The organism is Rathayibacter sp. AY1C9, from assembly GCF_002932315.1.
Taxonomy (GTDB): domain Bacteria; phylum Actinomycetota; class Actinomycetes; order Actinomycetales; family Microbacteriaceae; genus Rathayibacter.
This window is the reverse complement of the sequence record NZ_PSVZ01000011.1, coordinates 25,981-45,897: the sequence shown is the minus strand read 5'-3', so window position 1 is coordinate 45,897 and position 19,917 is coordinate 25,981. Positions and strand designations below refer to the sequence as shown.

Below are 19,917 nucleotides of genomic sequence, written 5' to 3'. Positions count from 1 at the left end.
CGCCGGGGGTTCCGTCGTTCCGAGCCGGGATCAGCCGGTGTTCTGCAGACCTGCCGCGACTCCGTTGACCGCGAGCAGGAGCAGCCGCTGGTTCTGCTCCGTCCCGGATCCGCCCGGGTCGGTGCGGAGCGCCTTCAGTGCGCGCAGCTGCAGGAGCGAGAGCGCGTTGACGTACGGGGTGCGCAGGCGCACGGCACGGCCGAGCACGCGGTGGCCCGTGAGCAGGCTCTCCTCGCCGGTGATCGAGAGCACCCACCGGCGGGTGAGCGCCATCTCGTCGAGCACGAGTCCGGCGAGGTCGTCGCGGGAGTCGAGGGCGAGGTAGCGGCGGGCGATGCCCTCGTCGGTCTTCGCGAGCGACATCTCGACGTTGTCGACCATCGTCGTGAACAGCGGCCAGGAGGCGTAGGCCTCGCGGAGCAGGTCGAGGTCGCCGACGGCCTCGAGCGCGCTGCCCAGCCCGAACCAGCCGGTCAGGTTGACGCGGGCCTGGGTCCAGGCGAAGACCCACGGGATCGCTCGCAGGTCCTCGAGCGACTCGACGGAGAGGCCGCGGCGGGCCGGACGCGAGCCGAGGGCGAGCAGGCCCACCTCCTCCTGCGGGGTGACCCGGGCGAACCACGGCGCGAAGCCGTCGGCCTTCACGAGCTCGAAGAAGCGGCGGCGCGACTCGCGGTCCATCGTCGCCGCCACCTCGGCGAAGCGCTCCGCGGCGCCCGCGTTGCGCTCGCCGACAGCGGGGGAGGAGGCGAGCAGCGTCGCTCCCGCCACCTGCTCGATGTGCCGGGTGGCGATGTCCGGGTTGCCGTAGCGGGCGAAGATGACCTCGCCCTGCTCCGTCAGCTTGAAGCGGCCGTCCACCGATCCGGGCGGCTGCGCGAGGACGGCCCGGTTGGCCGGCCCGCCGCCGCGGCCGAGCGCTCCGCCGCGCCCGTGGAACAGCGTGAGCACGATGCCCTCGTCGGCCGCCCACTGCGCGATGCGCGCCTGCGCGTCGTAGAGCGCGAGCGTCGCCGAGACCGGTCCGACGTCCTTCGACGAGTCGGAGTAGCCGAGCATCACCTCGAGCCGGTTGCCGGTGGCCGCGAGGCGCGCCTGCACCTGGGGGAGGCGGATCATCTCGGCGAGGATGTCGGTCGAGGCGTCGAGGTCGGCGAAGGTCTCGAAGAGCGGGACCGCGTCGATGATCGGCGGCTTGCCGTCGGTCGCCGCCTCGGCCAGTTCGAAGACCGTCCGCAGGTCGTCGGCCGACTGCGTGAAGGAGACGATGTACCGCCTCGCCGCGTCGGTGCCGAAGCGCTCCTGGACCTTCGCGATCGCCCGGAACACCGACAGGACCTCGAGGCCGCGCTCGTCGAGCTCCTCGCCGGCGCGGATCGCGGCGATCGTCTCGCGGTGCACCTTCGAGTGCTGGCGCACCTCGATCTCGGCGAGGTGGAAGCCGAAGGTCTCGAGCTGCCAGACGAAGTCCTGGAGGTCGCCGTAGGCGGCGCGGACGTCCTCGGCCTCGACCAGGGACTCCTGGAGGGTGCGCAGCTCGGCCAGCAGCTCGGCGGCGGCGGAGTAGGCCAGCGGCCCCTCGGACCGGGTCGCGGCCAGGCGCTCGGCCGCGAAGAGCAGGACGCGGCGGTGCGCCTCGTTGGGCGAGCGCTCGGCGATGTCGGCGGCGAGCTCGGGAGCCCGCTCGACGCAGGAGGCCCAGAGCGCCTCGACGGCGGCCGACGGGGGAGTGGTCGACGCGTCGAGGGTCAGCGCGCGGCCCACGCGGCGGGCGACCCGCTCGAGGCCCATGAGGACGTGCTCGGAGGCGATGTCCACCGCAGCGAGGGTCGTCTCGGCGGTGACGAAGGGATTGCCGTCGCGGTCGCCGCCGATCCAGGTGCCCAGGCGGACGAAGGCCGGTGCGACCGGAGCCCGGGTGCCCGAGCCCTCGCCGAGCAGAGCGTCGTCGAGGCGGCGGTAGACGCGGGGGAGCACCGAGAACAGCGACTCGTCGAAGACGCTCATCGCGGTGCGCACCTCGTCGAGGGGAGTGGGCTTGGACTCGCGCAGCGGAGCGGTGCGCCACAGCGTGTCGACCTCGGCCAGCAGCTTGCGGCGGATCTCCACCAGCACGACGCCGCCCATGCGCGGGTCGTCGCGCTGCTCGAGCAGGTCGCTGATGCGGCGGATGGACGAGGCCACTGCGCGGCGGCGCGCCTCGGTCGGGTGCGCCGTGAGGACCGGGCGGAACTCCAGTCGGGACAGGCGCGCGAACGCCTCGTCCTCCCCGAGCTCCCCGGTCAGCCGGCGCATCGAGGCGAGGATCGAGTCCTCGGGCGACTGCGCGCCGGCGTCGGCCTCGCGCCGGCGCAGCACGCGGACGCGGTGGAACTCCTCCGCCACGTTGACGAGGTGGAAGTAGCAGGTGAACGCCCGGGCGACCTCCTCGGCGCGCTCGAGCGTGAGCGAGGCGACGAACTCCTCCGCCTCCGCGGTCCCGGCGGCGTCGCCGCTGTCGTAGGCGCTGATCGTGAGCGCGCGCAGGCGCTCCACGTCCTCGTAGAGGGAGGGCTCGCCCGACTCGCGGAGCACCTGGCCGAGCAGCTCGCCCAGCAGGTGGACGTCGGCGCGGATCCTCTCGTCGAGCGGAGGCGCGGTCGTCCCGTCGGCGGAGGAGGGGGCGGTGGCGGAGGCGGGTGCTGCGGTCGCGGCGGACGCGTCGGAGAACGGATGCACGGGAGAGACCTTAGCGGCGGTGCGTATCGAGCACATGACGCCTGCGTCACGATCCGAACTGGAATGATCGAGGGGTGACCGTGACAACCGCACCCCCCGCTCCCGCCGTCCAGACCGAGCAGGCGGCACCCCATGTCGTCGTGCTGTTCGGCGCCGTCGGCGACCTGGCCCGGCGCAAGCTCATCCCGGGGATGGCCCACCTCGCGCTCTCCTCCCTCGCACCGGACCTGCAGATCGTCGGCACCTCGCTCGAGGAGCACGACGACGCCTCGTTCCGCGCCTTCGCGAAGCTGGCCTACGACGAGTTCGGGAGCCGCTCCCTGACGCCGGCGCAGTGGGACGAGTTCGCGTCCAAGCTCCGCTACGTCCCGCAGTCCGCCGGTCCGGCCGCGCTGGCCGCCGCCGTGACCGACGCCGAGGCGGTCCTCGGCCCGGACGTGAGCCGGCTGCACTACCTCAGCGTCCCGCCCAGGGCAGCTCTCTCCGTCGTGCGGATGCTCGCCGAGGCCGGGCTGGTCGAGCGCTCGCGGATCATCATGGAGAAGCCGTTCGGCGTCGACCTCGAGAGCGCGGTCGTCCTCAACGCGGAGCTCCACGAGACCTTCAGCGAGGAGCAGATCTTCCGGATCGACCACTTCCTCGGCAAGGAGCCGGCGCAGAACATCCTCGCCTTCCGCTTCGCCAACGGCCTCTTCGAGCCGATCTGGAACCGCAACTTCATCGATCACGTCCAGATCGACATCCCCGAGCGCCTGACTCTCGACCGCCGCGCCGAGTTCTACGAGTCCACCGGCGCCTACAAGGACATGGTCGTCACCCACCTCTTCCAGGTGCTGGCGTTCATGGCCATGGAGCCGCCGACCGCGCTGGAGCCCCAGGCCATCAGCGAGGAGAAGAACAAGGTCTTCCGCTCGATGCGTCCGCTCAACCCCGAGAACGTGGTGCGCGGCCAGTACATCGGCTACCGCGACGAGCCGGGCGTCGCCGCCGACTCCGAGACCGACACCTTCGTCGCGCTGAAGTGCGAGATCGACAACTGGCGCTGGGCGGGAGTGCCGTTCTACCTCCGCACCGGCAAGCGGATGGCCGAGGGTCAGCGCATCATCTCGATCGCGTTCCGCGAGCCCCCGAAGAGCATGTTCCCGCAGGGCTCCGGAGTCGGTGCCCACGGCCCGGACCACCTCACCTTCGACCTGGCGGACGCCTCGAAGGTCTCGCTCTCGTTCTACGGGAAGCGCCCCGGTCCCGGCATGCGGCTCGACAAGCTGAGCATGCAGTTCGCGCTCCAGGAGACCGACCGCGCGGGCGACGCGCTCGAGGCCTACGAGCGCCTGATCCTCGACGCGATGCGCGGAGACCACACGCTGTTCACCACCGCGGAGGGCATCGAGCGGCTCTGGGAGGTCTCCGCGCCCCTCCTGCAGGATCCGCCGCCCGTCCGTCTCTACGCGCCCGGCTCCTGGGGGCCGAACGCGATCCACCAGCTGATCGCGCCGCACGCCTGGCGCCTGCCGTTCGAGCGGGTCTGGCGCGACAAGCGCTGACCACGCCGCCGTGCGCCCCGCCTAGGCTGGGCGCATGGCGCGCACCGGTGAGGACCGGATCTGGACGGTCCCGAACGTCCTCAGCATGGTGCGCCTCGCGCTGGTGCCGGTGTTCCTCGTGCTCGTGGTCCTCGGCGAGGACGCGCTCGCGCTCCTGACCCTCGTCGTCTCGAGCCTCACCGACTACCTCGACGGCTGGATCGCGCGCCGCTTCGACCAGATGACGCGCCTCGGCCGCGTCCTCGATCCGGCCGCCGACCGCCTCTACATCTTCGCCACCGTGTTGGGCCTCGCGGCCCGCGGACTGGTGCCCTGGTGGCTGGTCGCCGTGCTGCTCGCCCGCGACCTGATGCTCGTGGTCCTGGCGGTCGTCCTGGCGAACAACGGCTACGGACCGCTTCCCGTGCACCACCTGGGGAAATTCGCGACCTTCTGCCTCTTCTACGCGCTCCCGCTGATCATGCTGGGGCAGGCGTTCCCGGCCCTCGCGCCCGCCTCGCTCCCCATCGCCTGGGCCTTCGCGCTGTGGGGCGCATTCCTCTACTGGTGGGCCGGGATCGTCTACGCCGTCCAGACGCGGGACCTCGTCCTGGGGGTCCGCACAGGTGCTCAGGGGTCCGACGAGGGTCACGATTCGGATACGCTGACCTGATAGGAGGTACGTCTTGGTCGAGCCCGTCGGTGGAGCATCATCCGCCCAGCACAATTCCGTTCCCGGTGAGCCGTCGACGGAGACGACTCTGACGTTCACCGACGACATCGGTGCCCAGCTCGCCGCTCTCGACAACCGCGCGTCCCGCGAGGAGGCCGAGGCCGTCGGGGCTCTGCCCTCGGGATCCGCGCTGCTGGTCGTGCGCCGCGGACCGAACACCGGCGCCCGCTTCCTCCTCGACACCGACTCCACGACGGTCGGCCGTCACCCCGACGCGGGCATCTTCCTCGACGACGTCACGGTCTCGCGCCGGCACGCCGAGTTCGTCCGCCGCGGCACGGCGTTCGAGGTCCACGACCTCGGCTCCCTGAACGGCACCTACTTCGACGGGGTCCGGATCGAGTCCGCGATCCTCACCGACGGCTCCGAGGTGCAGGTCGGCAAGTTCCGACTCACCTTCTACGCGTCCCGCGCCGACCTCGTCGCCGCTCCGGACGCGTGAGCCGTGGGCCGCTCCTCCGCGCGCGCCCTCCCCACCGGCTCCGCCGCTCTGCTGAGCATCGGGCAGGTGCTGGCCAGGCTGACCAGTGAGTTCCCGGACGTCACCCCGTCCAAGCTGCGCTTCCTCGAGGAGCAGGGGCTCGTCTCGCCGGCCCGCACCGACTCCGGCTACCGCAAGTTCTCGGGCTCCGACGTCGAGCGGCTCCGGATGATCCTCGCTCTGCAGCGCGACCACTACCTCCCCCTCAAGGTCATCCGCGGATACCTCGACGACATCGACGCCGGACGCGAGCCCGCCCTGCCGGCCGGTGTCGGGGGTCCGAGCGCCTCGCTCCTCGGCCCCGCCACGCGGTTGACCCGCGAGGGCCTCGCGGCCGAGTCCGGTGCCACGCCCGCTCTCGTCCAGGAGGCCATCGCCGCCGGGCTCGTGCGGGGCGGCGACGTGTTCGGGGACGAGGCCGTGACGACGCTCAAGGCGCTCGTCGACCTCGGCCGATCCGGTATCGAGCCCCGCCATCTCCGACCGCTCCGCGTCGCCGTCGAGCGCGAGATGTCGCTCATCGAGAGCGTCGTCGCCTCCAGCGCCCGCCGCGGAGAGGCGTCCGGCTCCGCCGGCGCTGCCGAGAACGCGGTGGGGCTCGCGACCCAGCTGGGCACGATCCGCGGGGCGATGGTGCGCAGCGCCCTCTCGCGGATCGCCCGCTCGTGAGGGCCGCGCCGCCGGCCGTCGGGCGGCCCGTGCGACACGCCGCGGCGCCGAGGCCGATGTCGTTTACTCGGCCTGCGCCGGTCGGTACGGTAGGGAGCGCGTTCGGAGGATCCGGCGTCCGGATCCGAGAGGCACAGGGATGAGAGAAGTCAGCCGCGACGTCAGCGGCCAGCGCGACCTCGTCCTGTTCACCGACGGACTGCCCGAGCTCGACGCCGACGCGGGCTACCGCGGGGCCGTCGCGGCGCGCGCCGCGGGGATCACCTACCGGCAGCTCGACTACTGGGCGCGGACCGAGCTCGTCGAGCCCACCGTGCGCGGCGCGTCCGGCTCCGGAACGCAGCGCCTCTACGGCTTCCGCGACATCCTCGTGCTGAAGCTGGTCAAGCGCCTGCTCGACACCGGGATCTCGCTCCAGCAGATCCGCACGGCGGTCAACCAGCTCCGCGAGTCCGGGGTCGACGACCTCGCGCAGACGACCCTGATGAGCGACGGCGCGAGCGTCTACCTCTGCACCTCGAACGACGAGGTCATCGACCTGCTCAGCCGCGGCCAGGGCGTCTTCGGCATCGCCGTCGGCAAGGTCCTCCGCGAAGTCGAGTCGAGCCTCGTCGAGCTCGACCATCAGTCGGTCGACCCGGGCGACGAGCTCGCCCAGCGCCGCGCCTCCCGCCGCGTCGGCTGACCGCCCACCCCTCGCGGGTCGGCCGCGGCCCCGGGGACTCCGGGGTCTCCTCCGCGCGCTCAGCTGATCAGGAGCGGACCTGCCTGCAGCCGTGCTGAGCGGGCAACGGGCGGCACCCGAGTCTCACCGAGCTGGTCGAATGGCGGGCCCCGCCCGCGTGATCCGTCCGCCGGACGCGAGCTCCCCGCCGATCACGCCCGCTAGCATGCGGGTCCGATGACGGGCTCCGTCCGTGTCCCGCCCTGCGGATCCGACGATGGGCTACGCCCGCGCATCGAGAGCCCGCGCTGAACTCCGACGCCGAGCGTCTGCCGGCGCCGTCCCTGGCACTCCTCGAGCACCGAGCATCGCCCGCGTCCCGAGACCTCGAGCCGGGGAAGTCCGGCGGACCCGCCGGCCCTAGGTCGCGGCGGGGACCTGCTCGCCGATGCGTCCGGTGCGGATGACGCGGTCGAGCAGCAGGTCGAAGTTGTGCGCCATCTCCTGGGCGCTCTCCCCGGGCCAGACGTGGACGGGCTTCGCCGCGCCCTGCGCCTGCTGGAGGGAGGTGCGCTCCGGGAGCTGCGGGCTGAGGACGAGCGGCCCGAACATGTCGCGCAGCTCCTTGATCCGGAACTGGTGCTCCAGCGACTGGACGCGGGCGCGGTTGACGATGATGCCCAGCGGCTGGAGGCGCGGGCTGAGTCCGCGGCGGATCTCCTCGATCGCCCGGAGCGCCCGGTCGGCGGCGGCCACCGAGAACAGGCCCGGCTCCGTGACGACGGCGACGCGGTCGCTCGCGGCCCAGGCCGTGCGGGTCAGGGCGTTGAGCGACGGGGCGCAGTCGATCAGCACGAGGTCGTAGTCGGCCTCGACGCTCGCGAGGGCCTCCTCGAGCTTCCAGATGTCGCGGATGCTGGGGTGCGGCCCGTCGAAGTTGATCGCGGAGGGGCTGCCGATCAGCACGTCGATCGTGCCGTGGTGCTCCTTGGTCCAGCCGGAGGGGGCGATCGCCGAGCGGACGATCTTCTCCTTCGGCGACGTCAGGACGTCGGCAATGTTAAGGTGGCCGGCGACGTTGATGTCCATTCCGGTCGACACGTCGGACTGGGGATCGAGGTCGACGACCAGCGTTCGCAGGCCCTTCGAGAACGCCGCGGATGCAAGGCCGAGCGTCACCGTGGTCTTGCCGACGCCGCCCTTGAGGGAGCTCACGCTGAGTACATGCATGGCTGACTACTTTACGTTCCTCCGGGCGGCAGAACCTAACCGTTCGCTGCACGCGCCGTCCGCGCCGCATCCGGAAGCGGGCCGCACTAGCAGTCGGAGCGCGCTCCGACCAAGCCGCCCGGCGCGATCCGGGCCCGCCGGTACACTCGTCCTGAGCGGAAGGAGGCTCGTTCGCATGGATGAGCGCAACGACGAACAGCCCGACACCGGCACCGGTCCCACGCCGCGGACCGCCATGGACGCGGCTCGGGAATCGGGTCAGTACTCCCCGCGAGCGAGCGACACCGCTCCGACCCTCCTGCCCGACGGCGTGCGGATCACCCCGCCCGGCCCGCGGCGCCGCTCCACCGCCCCCGCTCCGGTCGAGGACGAGGACGAGGACGCGATCGACGTCGGCCGCCTCGGCCTGCCGCCCTCGCGCTCGCGCGCTCTCGTGCCCCCGGAGCCGAGTCCTGCTCCGACCCCCTCACCGGCTCCCGCTCACCCGTCCGGCGCGAACGGACCGGTCTCGGCGGGGATCTCCGCCCGAGCGGAGTCCGCCGAGAAGCCCGCGGCGTCCGAGTCCGCGGGGGAGCCCGCCGCCGTCCCCACGCGCCGCGACCGCCTCCGCGCCGAGTCCTCGAGCGCCGCTCCCGCCCCGTCCGCGCCGAGCGCCGCCGTCCCCGAGTCGGCGTCGATGCTCACCCCGGACAGGCTCCTGGAGGTCAACCGCAAGACCCGTCCCGCTCCCACGGGCGGCTGGCGCCGCTTCCTCTACGGCCTGACCTTCCACACGGTCAACCTCGGCGACTCCGCGAAGGTGAAGGCGTGGAAGGCGATGGACGAGCGGATCGGCCGGCAGTTCGAGGGCGGCACCCGCTTCGTCCCGGTCATGACCCGCAAGGGCGGCGTCGGCAAGACCACGGTCACGACGCTCCTGGGCATGGCCCTCGCCGACGCGCGCGAGGACCGCATCATCGCGGTCGACGCGAACCCCGACCGCGGCACCCTGGCCGAGCGCGTCCCCAAGCAGACGCGGGCGACCGTCCGCGACGTCGTGAACCGCGCGGCCGGCGTGACCGGGTTCACCGAGTTCTCGACGATGGTCTCCCGCGACGAGACCCGCCTCGACGTCCTCGCCTCCGACACCGACCCGCAGCTCTCCGAGGCCTTCGACGAGGACGACTACAACGTGGTCGCCGACCTGGTCGAGCGCTTCTACTCGATCATGCTCACCGACTGCGGCACGGGCATCGTGCACTCGGTGATGCGGCCCACGCTGCAGCGCGCCGACACGGTGGTGATCGTCTCGGGCGGCAGCGTCGACGAGGCCCGCCTGGCCTCCGAGACCCTCACCTGGCTGGACGCGAACGGCTACGGCGCCCTGGTGCGCAACGCGGTCGTCGCGCTCAACACGGCGACGCAGGGCACGAGCCTGGTGAAGCTGGAGGAGATCGAGTCGCACTTCCGCTCCCGCGTCCGCGACATCGTCCGGATCCCCTACGACCCGGTGCTCGCCGCCGGCTCCGTGGTGAAGTGGGAGCAGCTGCGCGAGGGCACGAAGGACGCCGCGCGCCTGCTCGCCGCGCTCGTGGTCGAGGGCATGCCGGTCCGACGTGTCTGAGCCCCGGGCTTCCGGGGCGGCGTCCGCCGCGCACCAGGACCGCACCGACGGGCCCGACGCGTCCACCGACGCCTTCGACCTGATCGTCATCGGGGCCGGCTCCGGCAACTCGATCGTCGGTCCGGAGTTCGACGGCCTGCGGGTCGCGATCCTCGACGACGGGGAGTGGTTCGGCGGCACCTGCCTCAACGCCGGCTGCATCCCGACCAAGATGTTCGTCCACGTCGCCGACGTGGTCACCGACGTCGACCAGGGCGGCCCGATCGGCGTCCACTCCCGCCTCCGCCGCCCCGAGTGGGCCGAGGTGCGCAACCGGGTGTTCGGCCGGATCGACGCGATCAGCGAGGGCGGTTTCGAGTACCGCGATCAGCGCTCCCCGAACGTGACCGTCCTCCGCGAGAGCTTCGGCTTCGAGTCGCTCGGAGACGGCGACCGCCCGCACGTCCTCGTCAGCGCCAGCGGTGCCCGCATCAGTGCGCCGCAGGTGGTCGTGGCCGCCGGCTCGCGGCCCAGGCCGCTCCTCGCCGCGTACGAGCCGGACCCCCGCATCCAGGACTCCTCCTCCGTCATGCGGCTCGACGAGCTCCCCGAGCGGATGCTGATCCTCGGCGGCGGCGCGGTAGCCGTCGAGTTCGCCCACGTCTTCTCCTCCTTCGGCACGGCCGTGACCGTCGCCGTCCGCGGCGACCGCCTCCTCCGCGCCCTCGACGAGGACGTCTCGCGCCGGTTCACCGGGATCGCCGCCGAGCGGTACACGGTGCTCACCGGAGTGAGCGCCGAGAGCGTCGACGCCCGCCCTGACGGGCTCCGCGTCGCCCTCAGCGACGGCACGACGGTCGAGACCGACCTGCTCCTCGTCGCCCTCGGCCGCGACCCCAACAGCGACACGGTCGCCGCCGCCTCCGTCGGGATCGATCTGCACGAGGACGGCCGGATCAGCGTCGACCCCGAGCAGCGCGTCCTTTCCGGCGGACGCCCCGTGCCCGGCCTCTTCGCCCTCGGCGACGTGTCGTCCCGCTGGCAGCTCAAGCACGTCGCCAACCACGAGGCGCGCCTCGTGGCGCACAACCTCCTGCACCCGGGCGAGATGCTCTCCGACACCCTCTCGCCGGTGCCCGGCGCGATCTTCGCCCACCCGCAGATCGCCCACTTCGGGCTCACCGCGGCCGAAGCGCGAGACCACGGCCTGGACGTCGTCACCGTCACCCAGGAGTACGGCTCCACCGCCTTCGGCTGGGCGCTCGAGGACGACTCCAGCGCCTGCCTCCTGGTCGTCGGACTCGACGGCGCCCTCCTCGGCGCGCACATCATCGGGCCGCAGGCCAGTATCCTCATTCAGCCGCTCGTCCAGGCCGCCAGCGCCGGCACCGGCATCCGCGGACTCGCCCGCAGCCAGTACTGGCCGCACCCCGCAGCGAGCGAAGTCGTCGAGAACGCCCTCCTGAGCGCGGAGGAGGCCCTGAGGGAGCGCACCACATGACCGAACGCCAGATCCGCATCTTCGGGGACCCGGTGCTGAAGACCCCGTCCACGACCATCGAGACGGTCGACGCCGGCGTCCGCGGCCTCGTCGAGGACCTCGTCGACAGCGTCCGCCCGCCCGGACGCGCCGGCGTCGCAGCCCCCCAGATCGGCGTCAACCTCCGCGCCTTCAGCTACAACGTCGACGGCGTCATCGGCTACATCCTCAACCCCGAGATCATCGAGCTCAGCGGAGACCCGCAACCGGTCGACGAGGGCTGCCTCTCCGTCCCGAACCTCTGGTACCCCGCGATCCGCTACCCGCACGCGAAGGTCCGCGGCACCGACCTCGACGGCAACGAGATCGTCCTCGAAGGCGACGGCCTCATGGCCCAGGCCCTCCAGCACGAATGCGACCACCTCGACGGACGCCTCTACCTCGACCGCCTCTCCAAGGACGACCGCCGCGCCGCCATGAAGGCCGTCCGGGAATCCGACTGGTTCTGAGTTGGATTCCGAGCCGGTCCTTGCCCGGCTCGGCGCGGTCGGCTTTTCGAGGTGGGCGCGTTCGGTGGAGCGTCGTGCGTTCCGCCGACGGGAAAGCGCTGGGACGCGCTTTCCCGGATACGGCTGTGTCGAGGGGGGGCGGTCCCTGCCCGGCCCGGCGCGGTCGGCTTTTCGAGGTGGGCGCGTTCGGTGGAGCGTCGTGCGTTCCGCCGACGGTGAAGCGCTGGCACGCGCTTCACCGGATACGGCTGCGTTGAGGGGGGAGCCGGTCCCTGCCCGGCCCGGCGCGGTCGGCTCAGCGAGGTGGGGGCGTTCCGTGGAGCGTCGGGCGTTCCGCCGACGGGAAAGCGCTGGGACGCGCTTTCCCGGATACGGCTGTGTTGGTGGGGAGCCGGTCCTTGCCCGGCTCCACGCAGTCGGCCGCTCGAGGTGGGCGCGTTCCATGGAGCGTCGTGCGTTCCGCCGACGGTGAAGCGCTGGCACGCGCTTCACCGGATACGGCTGTGTTGAGGGGGAGCCGGTCCTTGCCCGGCTCCGCGCGGTCGGCTTTTCGAGGTGGGCGCGTTCGGTGGAGCGTCGTGCGTTCCGCCGACGGTGAAGCGCTGGGACGCGCTTTTCCGGATACGGCTGTGTTGAGGGGGAGCCGGTCCTTGCCCGGCTCCGCGCGGTCGGCCTTTCGAGGTGGGCGCGTTCCGTGGAGCGTCGTGCGTTCCGCCGACGGGAAAGCGCTGGGACGCGCTTTCCCGGATACGGCTGTGTCGAGGGGGAGCCGGTCCCTGCCCGGCCCGGCGCGGTCGGCACCGCGACAGGGGCGCGTCGAGGAGAGCGTCGGGCGTTCTGCCGACGGGATAGAGCTGGGCGCGCTGTCCCGGAGGCGGCTGCGATCGGGACGGCCTGCTGGTGACGCGGGGAGAGCGCGGGGTCAGCGGAGGGAGATGCCCTCGGTGGCGGGGGCGGCGGAGTAGACGGCGGCGATGGTGTCGGCGAAGTCGGCGAGGATGACGTTGCGCTTGATGCTCATCTTCGGAGTCAGGTGACCGCTCGCCTCCGTGAACTCGGTCGGGAGGATCACGAACTTCCGGATCGACTCGGCGCGGGACACGCGCTCGTTCGCCGCATCGACGGCCCGCTGCACCTCGGCCAGAACGACCGGGTTCACGGCCGCGTCCTCGAGTGAGAGGCCCTTGTCCTGCCCGTTGTTCGCGAGCCACGTCGGCAGCATCTCGGAGTCGAGCGTGACCAGAGCAGCGATGAACGGGCGCTGATCGCCGACGACGACGACCTGGCCGACCAGCGGGTTCGCGCGGATCGGATCCTCCAGCGCCGCCGGAGCGACGTTCTTGCCGCCGGCGGTGACGATGATCTCCTTCTTCCGCCCGGTGACGCGCAGGTACCCGTCCTCGTCCAGGGTTCCGAGGTCGCCCGTGCGGAACCACTCGCCGTCGAACGACTCGGCCGTCGCCGCCTCGTTGTTCCAGTAGCCGCCGAAGACGTCGATGCCGCGCACCTGGATCTCGCCGTCGCCCGCGATCCGGATCGAGACCCCGGGCATCGCCGGGCCCACCGAGCCGATCTTGAACCGCTCGGTGCGGTTGACGGTGGCGGGCGCCGTCGTCTCCGTGAGGCCGTAGCCCTCGAGGATCTTGATGCCGAGGCTGTGGAAGAAGTGCCCGAGCCGGTCTCCCAGCGGCGCCGAGCCGGACACCGCGAAGCGGACGTTCCCGCCCATGGCGGTGCGCAGCTTCGAGTAGACGAGCCGGTCGAAGAGGAGGAACTGCAGCTTCAGCGCGAGCGGCACCGAGCCCGCCTCGAGCGCCATCGAGTGTGCGACGGCGACGTCGGCCGCGCGGCGGAAGATCTTCCCCTTCCCCCCGGCCTCGGCCTTCTGCTCGGCGGAGTTGTAGACCTTCTCGAACACGCGCGGCACGGCCAGGAGGAACGTCGGCTTGAAGGACGCGAGCGAGGGGAGCAGCTGCCTGGTGTCGGCCTGGTGCCCCACCTTCACCCCGCCGTGCACGCAGAGGATCGCGATGAAGCGGGCGAACACGTGCGCGGTGGTGATGAACAGCAGCGTCGACGCGCCGGGCTGGTGGATCAGCTCCGTCAGGGCGACCGCCGAGTTGCGGCTGAGCTCGACGAAGTTCGAGTGCCGGATGATGCAGCCCTTGGGGCGGCCGGTGGAGCCGGAGGTGTAGATGATCGTCGCGATGTCGGTGCCGGTCGCCAGCGAGCGGCGGCGCTCGATCTCGGCATCCGGCACGTCGATGCCGCGGGCGACGAGCTTGTCCAGATCGCCCAGCCCGATCTGCCAGGCGAGGCGGACCTCGGGAAGGTCGGCGCGGATCTCGTCGAAGCGGGCGAAGTGCTCGGGGGTCTCGACGATCACGGCGTGCGCGCCGGAGTCGGCGAGGTTCCACTGCACCTGTGCGGGAGAGGAGGTCTCGTACACCGGGACGAGGACCCCGCCGGCGAACCAGACGGCGAAGTCGATCAGCGTCCACTCGTAGCGAGTCTTGCAGATCAGCCCGACCTTCTCGCCCGGCTCGAGGCCGGCGGCGACGAAGCCCTTCGCGAGGGCCGTGACCTGGTCGAGGAACTCCTGCGCCGTCACATCGCGCCAGCCGTCGCCGTCGGGCAGCGCGAAGAGCGGGCGATCGGGCGTCTCGCGGACGCGGTCCAGCAGGAGGGCGGTCGTGTTGGCCTGGGGATCGGCCGGAACCACCAGGGGGGAATCGAACTGGTCCACGGCAACTCCTTCGGTACCTGAATGAACGTCGTCTCCACCCTACCGGCGCGGCGCAAGCTGTGGATCCGTTCAGGGTAACGATCCAGCGGTGGCTCCGCGAGGAGGGCCGACACGCGTCGCCGGGTCTCGCCGCTGAGCCGCATCGGAGCGCTCGCGGTCACTACACTCGTCCTGGCCGCCGCTCAGGGCGGCCCGCCGACGCTGCCGCGCCGGTGGCGACGGGAAGGCGGTTCGCGTGCACGCGATCGGGATCGACATCGGCGGCACGAAGATCGCCGGAGCCCTGGTCGACGAGTCCGGGGGGATCCTCCGCGAGGACCGTCGGCCCACTCCTGCCGGGCACCCCGAGCTGATCGTCGATGTCGTGGTCGAGATGGTCGAGCATCTGCGCTCCGGCCTGCTCCCGGGAGACGTCTCCGCGGTCGGAGTCGCAGCCGCCGGCTTCATCGACGCCTCGCAGTCGATCGTCTACTACGCCCCGAACATCAACTGGCGCAACGAGCCCTTCCGCGAGAAGCTCTCGGCCCGCATCGACCTGCCGATCATCATCGAGAACGATGCGAACGCCGCCGGCTGGGCCGAGTTCCGCTACGGCTCGGGCCGCCTCGTCAGCGACATGCTGATGCTCACCATCGGCACCGGAGTGGGTGGCGCGATCGTCATCAACGACCGGCTCCTCCGGGGCGGCTTCGGCGCCGCGGCCGAGATCGGGCACATGCGCGTCGTCCCCGGAGGCCTGCCCTGCGGCTGCGGCGCCCGCGGCTGCATCGAGCAGTACGGCTCGGGCCGCGCGCTCCAGCGCTTCGCCGGCGAGCTGGCCGACGCGGGCGGGATCGGCCAGGGCATCGCCGACGCCCGCGCCCGCAACGGCGGCGAGCTGAACGGCCACCTCATCTCCGAGCTGATCACCGCCGGCGACCTCGGCGCCCTCGCGGCGCTGCGACAGCTCGGCCACTGGCTGGGCGAGGCGGCGGCCAGCCTGAGCGCCGTCCTCGACCCGCAGATGTTCGTCATCGGCGGCGGAGTGGCGCAGGCGGGCGACCTCCTGCTGGACCCCATCCGCCAGGCCTACCTCGACAACCTCCCCGCCCGGGGCTACCACCCCGAGCCCGAGTTCCGCATCGCGGAGCTCGTCAACGACGCCGGAGTCGTGGGGGCCGCCGACCTGGCGCGCCTGCACGCGAGCTCCCTCTAGCGGCACCCGCCGCACCCGATCCGCCGCACCGCCGAGGAGCCCGATGTTCTACTGGTTCATGAAGCACATCGTCGCGGGCCCGCTCCTGAAGACGATCTTCCGGCCGTGGGTGGTCGGCGCCGACAAGGTGCCGCAGAACGGCGGCGTGATCCTCGCGAGCAACCACCTCTCCTTCATCGACTCCGTGATCCTCCCGCTGGTGATCGAGCGGAACATGGTCTTCCTCGCCAAGAGCGACTACTTCACCGGCAAGGGCCTCAAGGGCTGGGCGACGCGGACGTTCTTCACCGCCACGGGGATGCTGCCCATCGACCGCTCCGGTGGCAAGGCGTCGGAGGCCTCGCTCAACACGGGCCTCCGCGTCCTCGCGGGCGGCCACGCCCTGGGCATCTATCCCGAGGGCACGCGCAGCCCCGACGGCCGCATGTACCGCGGCCGCACCGGTGTCGCGCGCATGGTCCTCGAGGCCCGCGTGCCCGTCATCCCGGTCGCCATGATCGACACCGCGCGCATCATGCCCATCGGCAAGCGCCTGCCGAAGCTGGGCCGCATCGGCATCGTCTTCGGGGAGCCGCTCGACTTCAGCCGCTTCGAGGGCATGGAGGGCGACCGGTTCATCCTCCGCTCGATCACCGACGAGATCATGTACGAGCTCCTCGCCCTGAGCGGCCAGGAGTACCTCGACGTCTACGCGACCTCGGTCAAGGAGAAGCGCGCGGCCCTCACCCGCTGAGCGCCCGCTCGACGCCGGGGCCCCCTCCCGGCCGAGCGCCCTGCCAGGCGATAAGCTCGTCAACCGCTGCCGTCCGTCCGGACGGCAGCCCTCCGCGCGCCGCTGGCGCCCGTCAGAACCGGGAACACCCTCGTGGTCATCGATCCGAACGAACCGTACGTCCTCGCCGCCCCCTCCGTGGTCGCCGGCCTGGACTATTGGCGCGAGCTCGAGATCAAGCAGCAGCCGCAGTGGCCCGATGCGGAGGCCGTGCGAGCGGCGTCCGCCGAGGTGGCCGCGCTCCCTCCGCTGGTGTTCGCCGGCGAGGTGGACCAGCTGCGCGAGCGTCTCGGAGCCGCGGCCCGCGGCGAGGCGTTCCTCCTGCAGGGCGGCGACTGCGCCGAGACCTTCGCCGGAGCGACCGCCGAGCAGATCCGCAACCGCGTCAAGACCGTGCTGCAGATGGCCGTCGTCCTGACCTACGGCGCGAGCATGCCCGTCATCAAGATGGGCCGGATGGCCGGCCAGTTCGCGAAGCCGCGCTCGAGCGACCTCGAGACCCGCGGCGACGTGACCCTGCCCGCCTACCGCGGCGACATCGTCAACGGCTACGACTTCACCCCGGAGTCGCGCGCCGCGGACCCGCGCCGCATCGTGCAGGGCTACCACACCGCCGCCTCGACGCTGAACCTCATCCGCGCCTTCACGCAGGGCGGATTCGCCGACCTGCGCCTCGTCCACTACTGGAACAAGGGCTTCACCGAGAACCCGCAGAACCAGCGCTACGAGCAGCTGGCCCGCGAGATCGACCGCGCGGTCAAGTTCATGGTGGCGTGCGGGGCCGACTTCGAGGGCATGAAGCGCACCGAGTTCTACACCGGCCACGAGGGCCTGCTGATGGACTACGAGCGCCCCATGACGCGCATCGACTCGCGGACCGGCACGCCGTACAACACCTCCAGCCACTTCATCTGGATCGGCGAGCGCACCCGCGAGCTCGGCGGCGCGCACGTCGACTTCCTGTCGCGGGTGCGCAACCCGATCGGCGTGAAGCTCGGCCCGTCGACCACGCCCGAGACGATGCTCGAGCTGATCGACAAGCTCGACCCCGAGCGGGAGCCCGGTCGCCTCACCTTCATCACCCGCATGGGTGCCGGGAGGATCCGCGACGCCCTCCCGCCGCTGCTCGAGGCCGTCAAGCGGAGCGACGCCCTGCCGCTGTGGGTGACCGATCCGATGCACGGCAACGGGCTGACGACGCCGACCGGCTACAAGACCCGTCGCTTCGACGACGTGGTCGACGAGGTCAAGGGCTTCTTCGAGGCGCACCGCGCCGCGGGGACGCACCCGGGCGGCATCCACGTCGAGCTCACGGGCGACGACGTCACCGAGTGCCTCGGCGGCTCGGAGCACATCGACGAGGCGACGCTCGCCACCCGGTACGAGTCGGTCTGCGACCCGCGCCTCAACCACATGCAGTCGCTCGAGCTCGCGTTCCTCGTGGCGGAGGAGCTCCGGGGCCGCGCGATCTGATCCGACCCCGACCGCCGGTCGAGTCCTCGTTGAGGGCTCGACCGGCGGCGTCAGGTCGTGATGGTGATCGACAGCTGGATCGTCGTGCCGCGCTGCACGAGATCGCCGGCCTTGTTGGACTGGTTCGTGACCTTGGTCAGCTCGTTCGGCGCCGCGTCGATCAGCGGGCCGAGCGTCGTCAGGGAGTAGCTCCACGACAGGTCCGCCGCCTCGAGGGCCGCCTTCGCCTCGTCGCGGTTCATCCCCACGACGTTCGGCACGGCGACGGGCTCGGGCCCCTTCGACACGACGACCGAGACGGTGTCGCCGGTCACGGCGGGCGCCTCCGGGTTCGCCTGCGTGAGGACGACGCCCGCGGCCACGGTGTCGCTCCAGTCCTCGCCGCTGCGGTCGAGGGCGAGACCGGCCGCCTCCGCCTTCGCCGTCGCGTCGTCGATCGAGAGGCCGACGACGTTCGGGATCGGTCCGAGGCTCACCACCATCGCGATGGTGCTGGTCTCGGACATCGTCTCGGGCAGCGCCGATCCGTCCGGCAGCGAGGCGGAGACGACCACACCGGCGTCGACGTCGGCGTCGAAGATCTTCGAGACGTCGCCGACGGTGAAGGAGCCTCCCGTCACCGCGGCGGCAGCGTCGGCCTCCGAGAGGCCGGCGAGAGACGGGACCGGCAGCTGGCGCGGCCCGCTCGAGACGGTCAGCGTGATGACGGAGCCCTTGTGCACCCCCTGCCCGCCGGGCGGATCGGAGCTCACCACCGTCCCCGCGGGCACGGTGAGGTCGGGCGTCTCCTGCGGCTGCACCTCGAAGCCCTGCGCCTGCAGCTGGGCCGTCGCGTCCTGCTGCGACTGGCTGACGACGTCCGGGATCGACACGATCGCGCCGGGTCCCTCGCCGAACCACCAGGCCGTCCCGCCGCCGATGAGCGCCAGGAGGAGCACGACCACCGTGAGCAGGACGCCGCGACGCCGTCGGACGCGGCGCCTGCTCGCGAGCCGGGCGACGGTGTCGTCGTCCTCGTCGACCACGAGTACCGCTCCGGGCGCCGGCGCCGGGTCGAAGACCGAGGTCTGCCCGGGCTCCGCCGGATCGAAGACGGCCGTCGCGGGCGCCGGATCGGCGACCGGCGCCGGGAGCGGGGTGACCGCCTGCGTGTCGCCGCGGCGGTCGCTCGGTGTGATGCCCATGAGCCGCTCGGCCTCGAGCAGCTGCGCGAGCATGACACCGGCGTCGCGGGGCCGCATGTCCGGGTCGCGCTCGGTCGCCCAGAGGACGAGCTCGTCGAGCGAGGTGGGGACGGAGGCGACCGTCGCGCTGGGGTACGGGACGGAGTCGTTCGCGTGCTGGTACGCGATCTGCATCGGCTGCTCGCCCGTGAAGGGCTGCTCTCCGGTGAGCATCTCGTAGATCATGATCCCGATGGCGTAGATGTCGCTGCGGGTGTCGGCGGTGCCCCGCGTGACCAGCTCGGGGGAGAGGTAGGCGATCGTGCCGAGGAGGGCCTGACCGGAGGCGGTGTTGGCGGAGGCGGCGCGCGCGAGGCCGAAGTCGCCGATCTTGATCCGGCCGTCGTCGGCGAGGAGCACGTTCTCGGGCTTGAGGTCGCGGTGGAGGATCCCGGCGCGGTGCGCGGCGGCGAGACCCGAGAGCACGGAGTGCATGATGTCGACGACCTGCTGGGCGGTCAGCCGGCCGCGCTCCTTGAGCAGGTCGCGCAGGGTGATCCCGGGAAGGTACTCCATCACCAGGTAGGCCATGTCCGAGTCCTGGCCCTGGTCGAAGACGCTGACCACGTTCGGGTGGGCGAGACGGGCGGCGGAGCGCGCCTCCTGGACGAAGCGGTTCTTGAACGTCGCGTCGTCGGAGAGGTGGCCGTGCATGACCTTCATCGCCACGCGGCGCTCGAGGCGCTGGTCGTGCGCGAGGTAGACCGTCGCCATGCCGCCGCGGGCGATCCTCGAGCGCACCTCGTACCGGCCGTCGACGAGACGGCCGAGGAGGGGGTCGAGCTGGCTGGTGGTCACGCGACGAGTCTAGGCAAGACCCCCGGGGGAACCGGTGAGCGACGCCCGGGCGGCGCAGGACGGGCCCGACTCCTTCTCCGGACGCCCGCAGTTGGCGGCACTCCGGGCTCGTGGCAGTCTT

At 71.9% G+C, this 19,917-nt stretch carries 15 protein-coding genes; 11 read left to right on the top strand and 4 right to left on the bottom strand.

Annotation, left to right across the window (positions count from 1 at the left end):
• Positions 1-30: 30 nt before the first annotated feature.
• Complete coding sequence (locus C5D09_RS09390) at positions 31-2,754, bottom strand: phosphoenolpyruvate carboxylase (RefSeq protein ID WP_104269157.1); 2,724 nt, start codon at positions 2,752-2,754, stop codon at positions 31-33.
• Positions 2,755-2,798: 44 nt separating this feature from the next.
• Between C5D09_RS09390 and zwf the strand changes: the two genes are divergently transcribed.
• The 5 genes from zwf to C5D09_RS09365 all read left to right on the top strand — a co-directional run bounded on the left by zwf (position 2,799) and on the right by C5D09_RS09365 (position 6,809).
• On the top strand, positions 2,799-4,262 hold the full coding sequence (zwf, locus tag C5D09_RS09385) for a glucose-6-phosphate dehydrogenase (protein ID WP_104225448.1): 1,464 nt from the start codon (positions 2,799-2,801) through the stop codon (positions 4,260-4,262).
• Between the two features lie 34 nt (positions 4,263-4,296).
• Positions 4,297-4,914, top strand: coding sequence for a CDP-alcohol phosphatidyltransferase family protein (locus C5D09_RS09380; protein ID WP_104222572.1), 618 nt, complete (start codon positions 4,297-4,299; stop codon positions 4,912-4,914).
• 13 nt (positions 4,915-4,927) lie between these two features.
• On the top strand, positions 4,928-5,416 hold the full coding sequence (locus C5D09_RS09375; RefSeq protein WP_104222573.1) for an FHA domain-containing protein: 489 nt from the start codon (positions 4,928-4,930) through the stop codon (positions 5,414-5,416).
• Between the two features lie 3 nt (positions 5,417-5,419).
• A complete protein-coding gene (locus tag C5D09_RS09370) occupies positions 5,420-6,124 on the top strand; it encodes a MerR family transcriptional regulator (protein ID WP_104222574.1) in 705 nt (234 codons plus the stop codon).
• A 139-nt stretch (positions 6,125-6,263) separates the two neighbouring features.
• Complete coding sequence (locus C5D09_RS09365) at positions 6,264-6,809, top strand: MerR family transcriptional regulator (protein WP_104222575.1); 546 nt, start codon at positions 6,264-6,266, stop codon at positions 6,807-6,809.
• Positions 6,810-7,208: 399 nt separating this feature from the next.
• On the opposite strand, the gene C5D09_RS09360 is transcribed toward C5D09_RS09365, so the two are convergent.
• Positions 7,209-8,018, bottom strand: coding sequence for a ParA family protein (locus C5D09_RS09360; protein ID WP_104222576.1), 810 nt, complete (start codon positions 8,016-8,018; stop codon positions 7,209-7,211).
• Positions 8,019-8,193: 175 nt separating this feature from the next.
• Here C5D09_RS09360 and C5D09_RS09355 point away from each other — a divergent pair, with 175 nt between their 5' ends.
• From C5D09_RS09355 to def, 3 genes are read left to right on the top strand one after another with little or no spacing between them, the layout of a single operon-like run.
• Positions 8,194-9,621: a MinD/ParA family protein gene (locus tag C5D09_RS09355; protein WP_258066964.1), complete on the top strand. Its 1,428-nt coding sequence runs from the start codon at positions 8,194-8,196 to the stop codon at positions 9,619-9,621.
• A complete protein-coding gene (locus C5D09_RS09350; RefSeq protein ID WP_104269156.1) occupies positions 9,614-11,101 on the top strand; it encodes a mycothione reductase in 1,488 nt (495 codons plus the stop codon). Before C5D09_RS09355 ends, C5D09_RS09350 begins: the two co-directional genes overlap by 8 nt.
• Positions 11,098-11,589, top strand: a complete 492-nt coding sequence (gene def, locus C5D09_RS09345) for a peptide deformylase (protein ID WP_104250747.1) — start codon at positions 11,098-11,100, stop codon at positions 11,587-11,589. Before C5D09_RS09350 ends, def begins: the two co-directional genes overlap by 4 nt.
• 922 nt (positions 11,590-12,511) lie before the next feature.
• Here the strand turns inward: def and C5D09_RS09340 are convergent.
• Entirely contained in the window at positions 12,512-14,335 is a 1,824-nt protein-coding gene (locus tag C5D09_RS09340; RefSeq protein WP_104269155.1) for a long-chain fatty acid--CoA ligase, read from the bottom strand.
• Between the two features lie 235 nt (positions 14,336-14,570).
• On the opposite strand from C5D09_RS09340, the gene C5D09_RS09335 reads away from it, so the two are divergent.
• From C5D09_RS09335 to C5D09_RS09325, 3 genes are all read left to right on the top strand, one after another.
• Positions 14,571-15,530: an ROK family glucokinase gene (locus C5D09_RS09335; protein ID WP_104269154.1), complete on the top strand. Its 960-nt coding sequence runs from the start codon at positions 14,571-14,573 to the stop codon at positions 15,528-15,530.
• Positions 15,531-15,573: 43 nt separating this feature from the next.
• The gene (locus C5D09_RS09330) at positions 15,574-16,263 is read left to right on the top strand and encodes a 1-acyl-sn-glycerol-3-phosphate acyltransferase (RefSeq protein WP_104222581.1); all 690 of its coding nucleotides are present in this window, start codon (positions 15,574-15,576) and stop codon (positions 16,261-16,263) included.
• 177 nt (positions 16,264-16,440) lie between these two features.
• Positions 16,441-17,775 carry a class II 3-deoxy-7-phosphoheptulonate synthase gene (locus C5D09_RS09325; RefSeq protein WP_104269188.1) on the top strand — a complete coding sequence of 445 codons (1,335 nt, stop codon included), beginning with the start codon at positions 16,441-16,443 and terminating at the stop codon, positions 17,773-17,775.
• 50 nt (positions 17,776-17,825) lie between these two features.
• On the opposite strand, the gene pknB is transcribed toward C5D09_RS09325, so the two are convergent.
• Positions 17,826-19,796 carry a Stk1 family PASTA domain-containing Ser/Thr kinase gene (gene pknB, locus C5D09_RS09320; RefSeq protein WP_104250750.1) on the bottom strand — a complete coding sequence of 657 codons (1,971 nt, stop codon included), beginning with the start codon at positions 19,794-19,796 and terminating at the stop codon, positions 17,826-17,828.
• Between the last annotated feature and the right edge of the window lie 121 nt (positions 19,797-19,917).

Bases quoted from the DNA above. Each gene is read 5' to 3' on its own strand.
- C5D09_RS09390 (WP_104269157.1), bottom strand. From the start codon at position 2,754: ATGTGCTCGATACGCACCGCCGCTAAGGTCTCTCCCGTGCATCCGTTC.
- C5D09_RS09380 (WP_104222572.1), top strand. From the start codon at position 4,297: ATGGCGCGCACCGGTGAGGACCGGATCTGGACGGTCCCGAACGTCCTC.
- C5D09_RS09365 (WP_104222575.1), top strand. From the start codon at position 6,264: ATGAGAGAAGTCAGCCGCGACGTCAGCGGCCAGCGCGACCTCGTCCTG.
- C5D09_RS09360 (WP_104222576.1), bottom strand. From the start codon at position 8,018: ATGCATGTACTCAGCGTGAGCTCCCTCAAGGGCGGCGTCGGCAAGACC.
- C5D09_RS09355 (WP_258066964.1), top strand. From the start codon at position 8,194: ATGGATGAGCGCAACGACGAACAGCCCGACACCGGCACCGGTCCCACG.
- def (WP_104250747.1), top strand. From the start codon at position 11,098: ATGACCGAACGCCAGATCCGCATCTTCGGGGACCCGGTGCTGAAGACC.
- C5D09_RS09330 (WP_104222581.1), top strand. From the start codon at position 15,574: ATGTTCTACTGGTTCATGAAGCACATCGTCGCGGGCCCGCTCCTGAAG.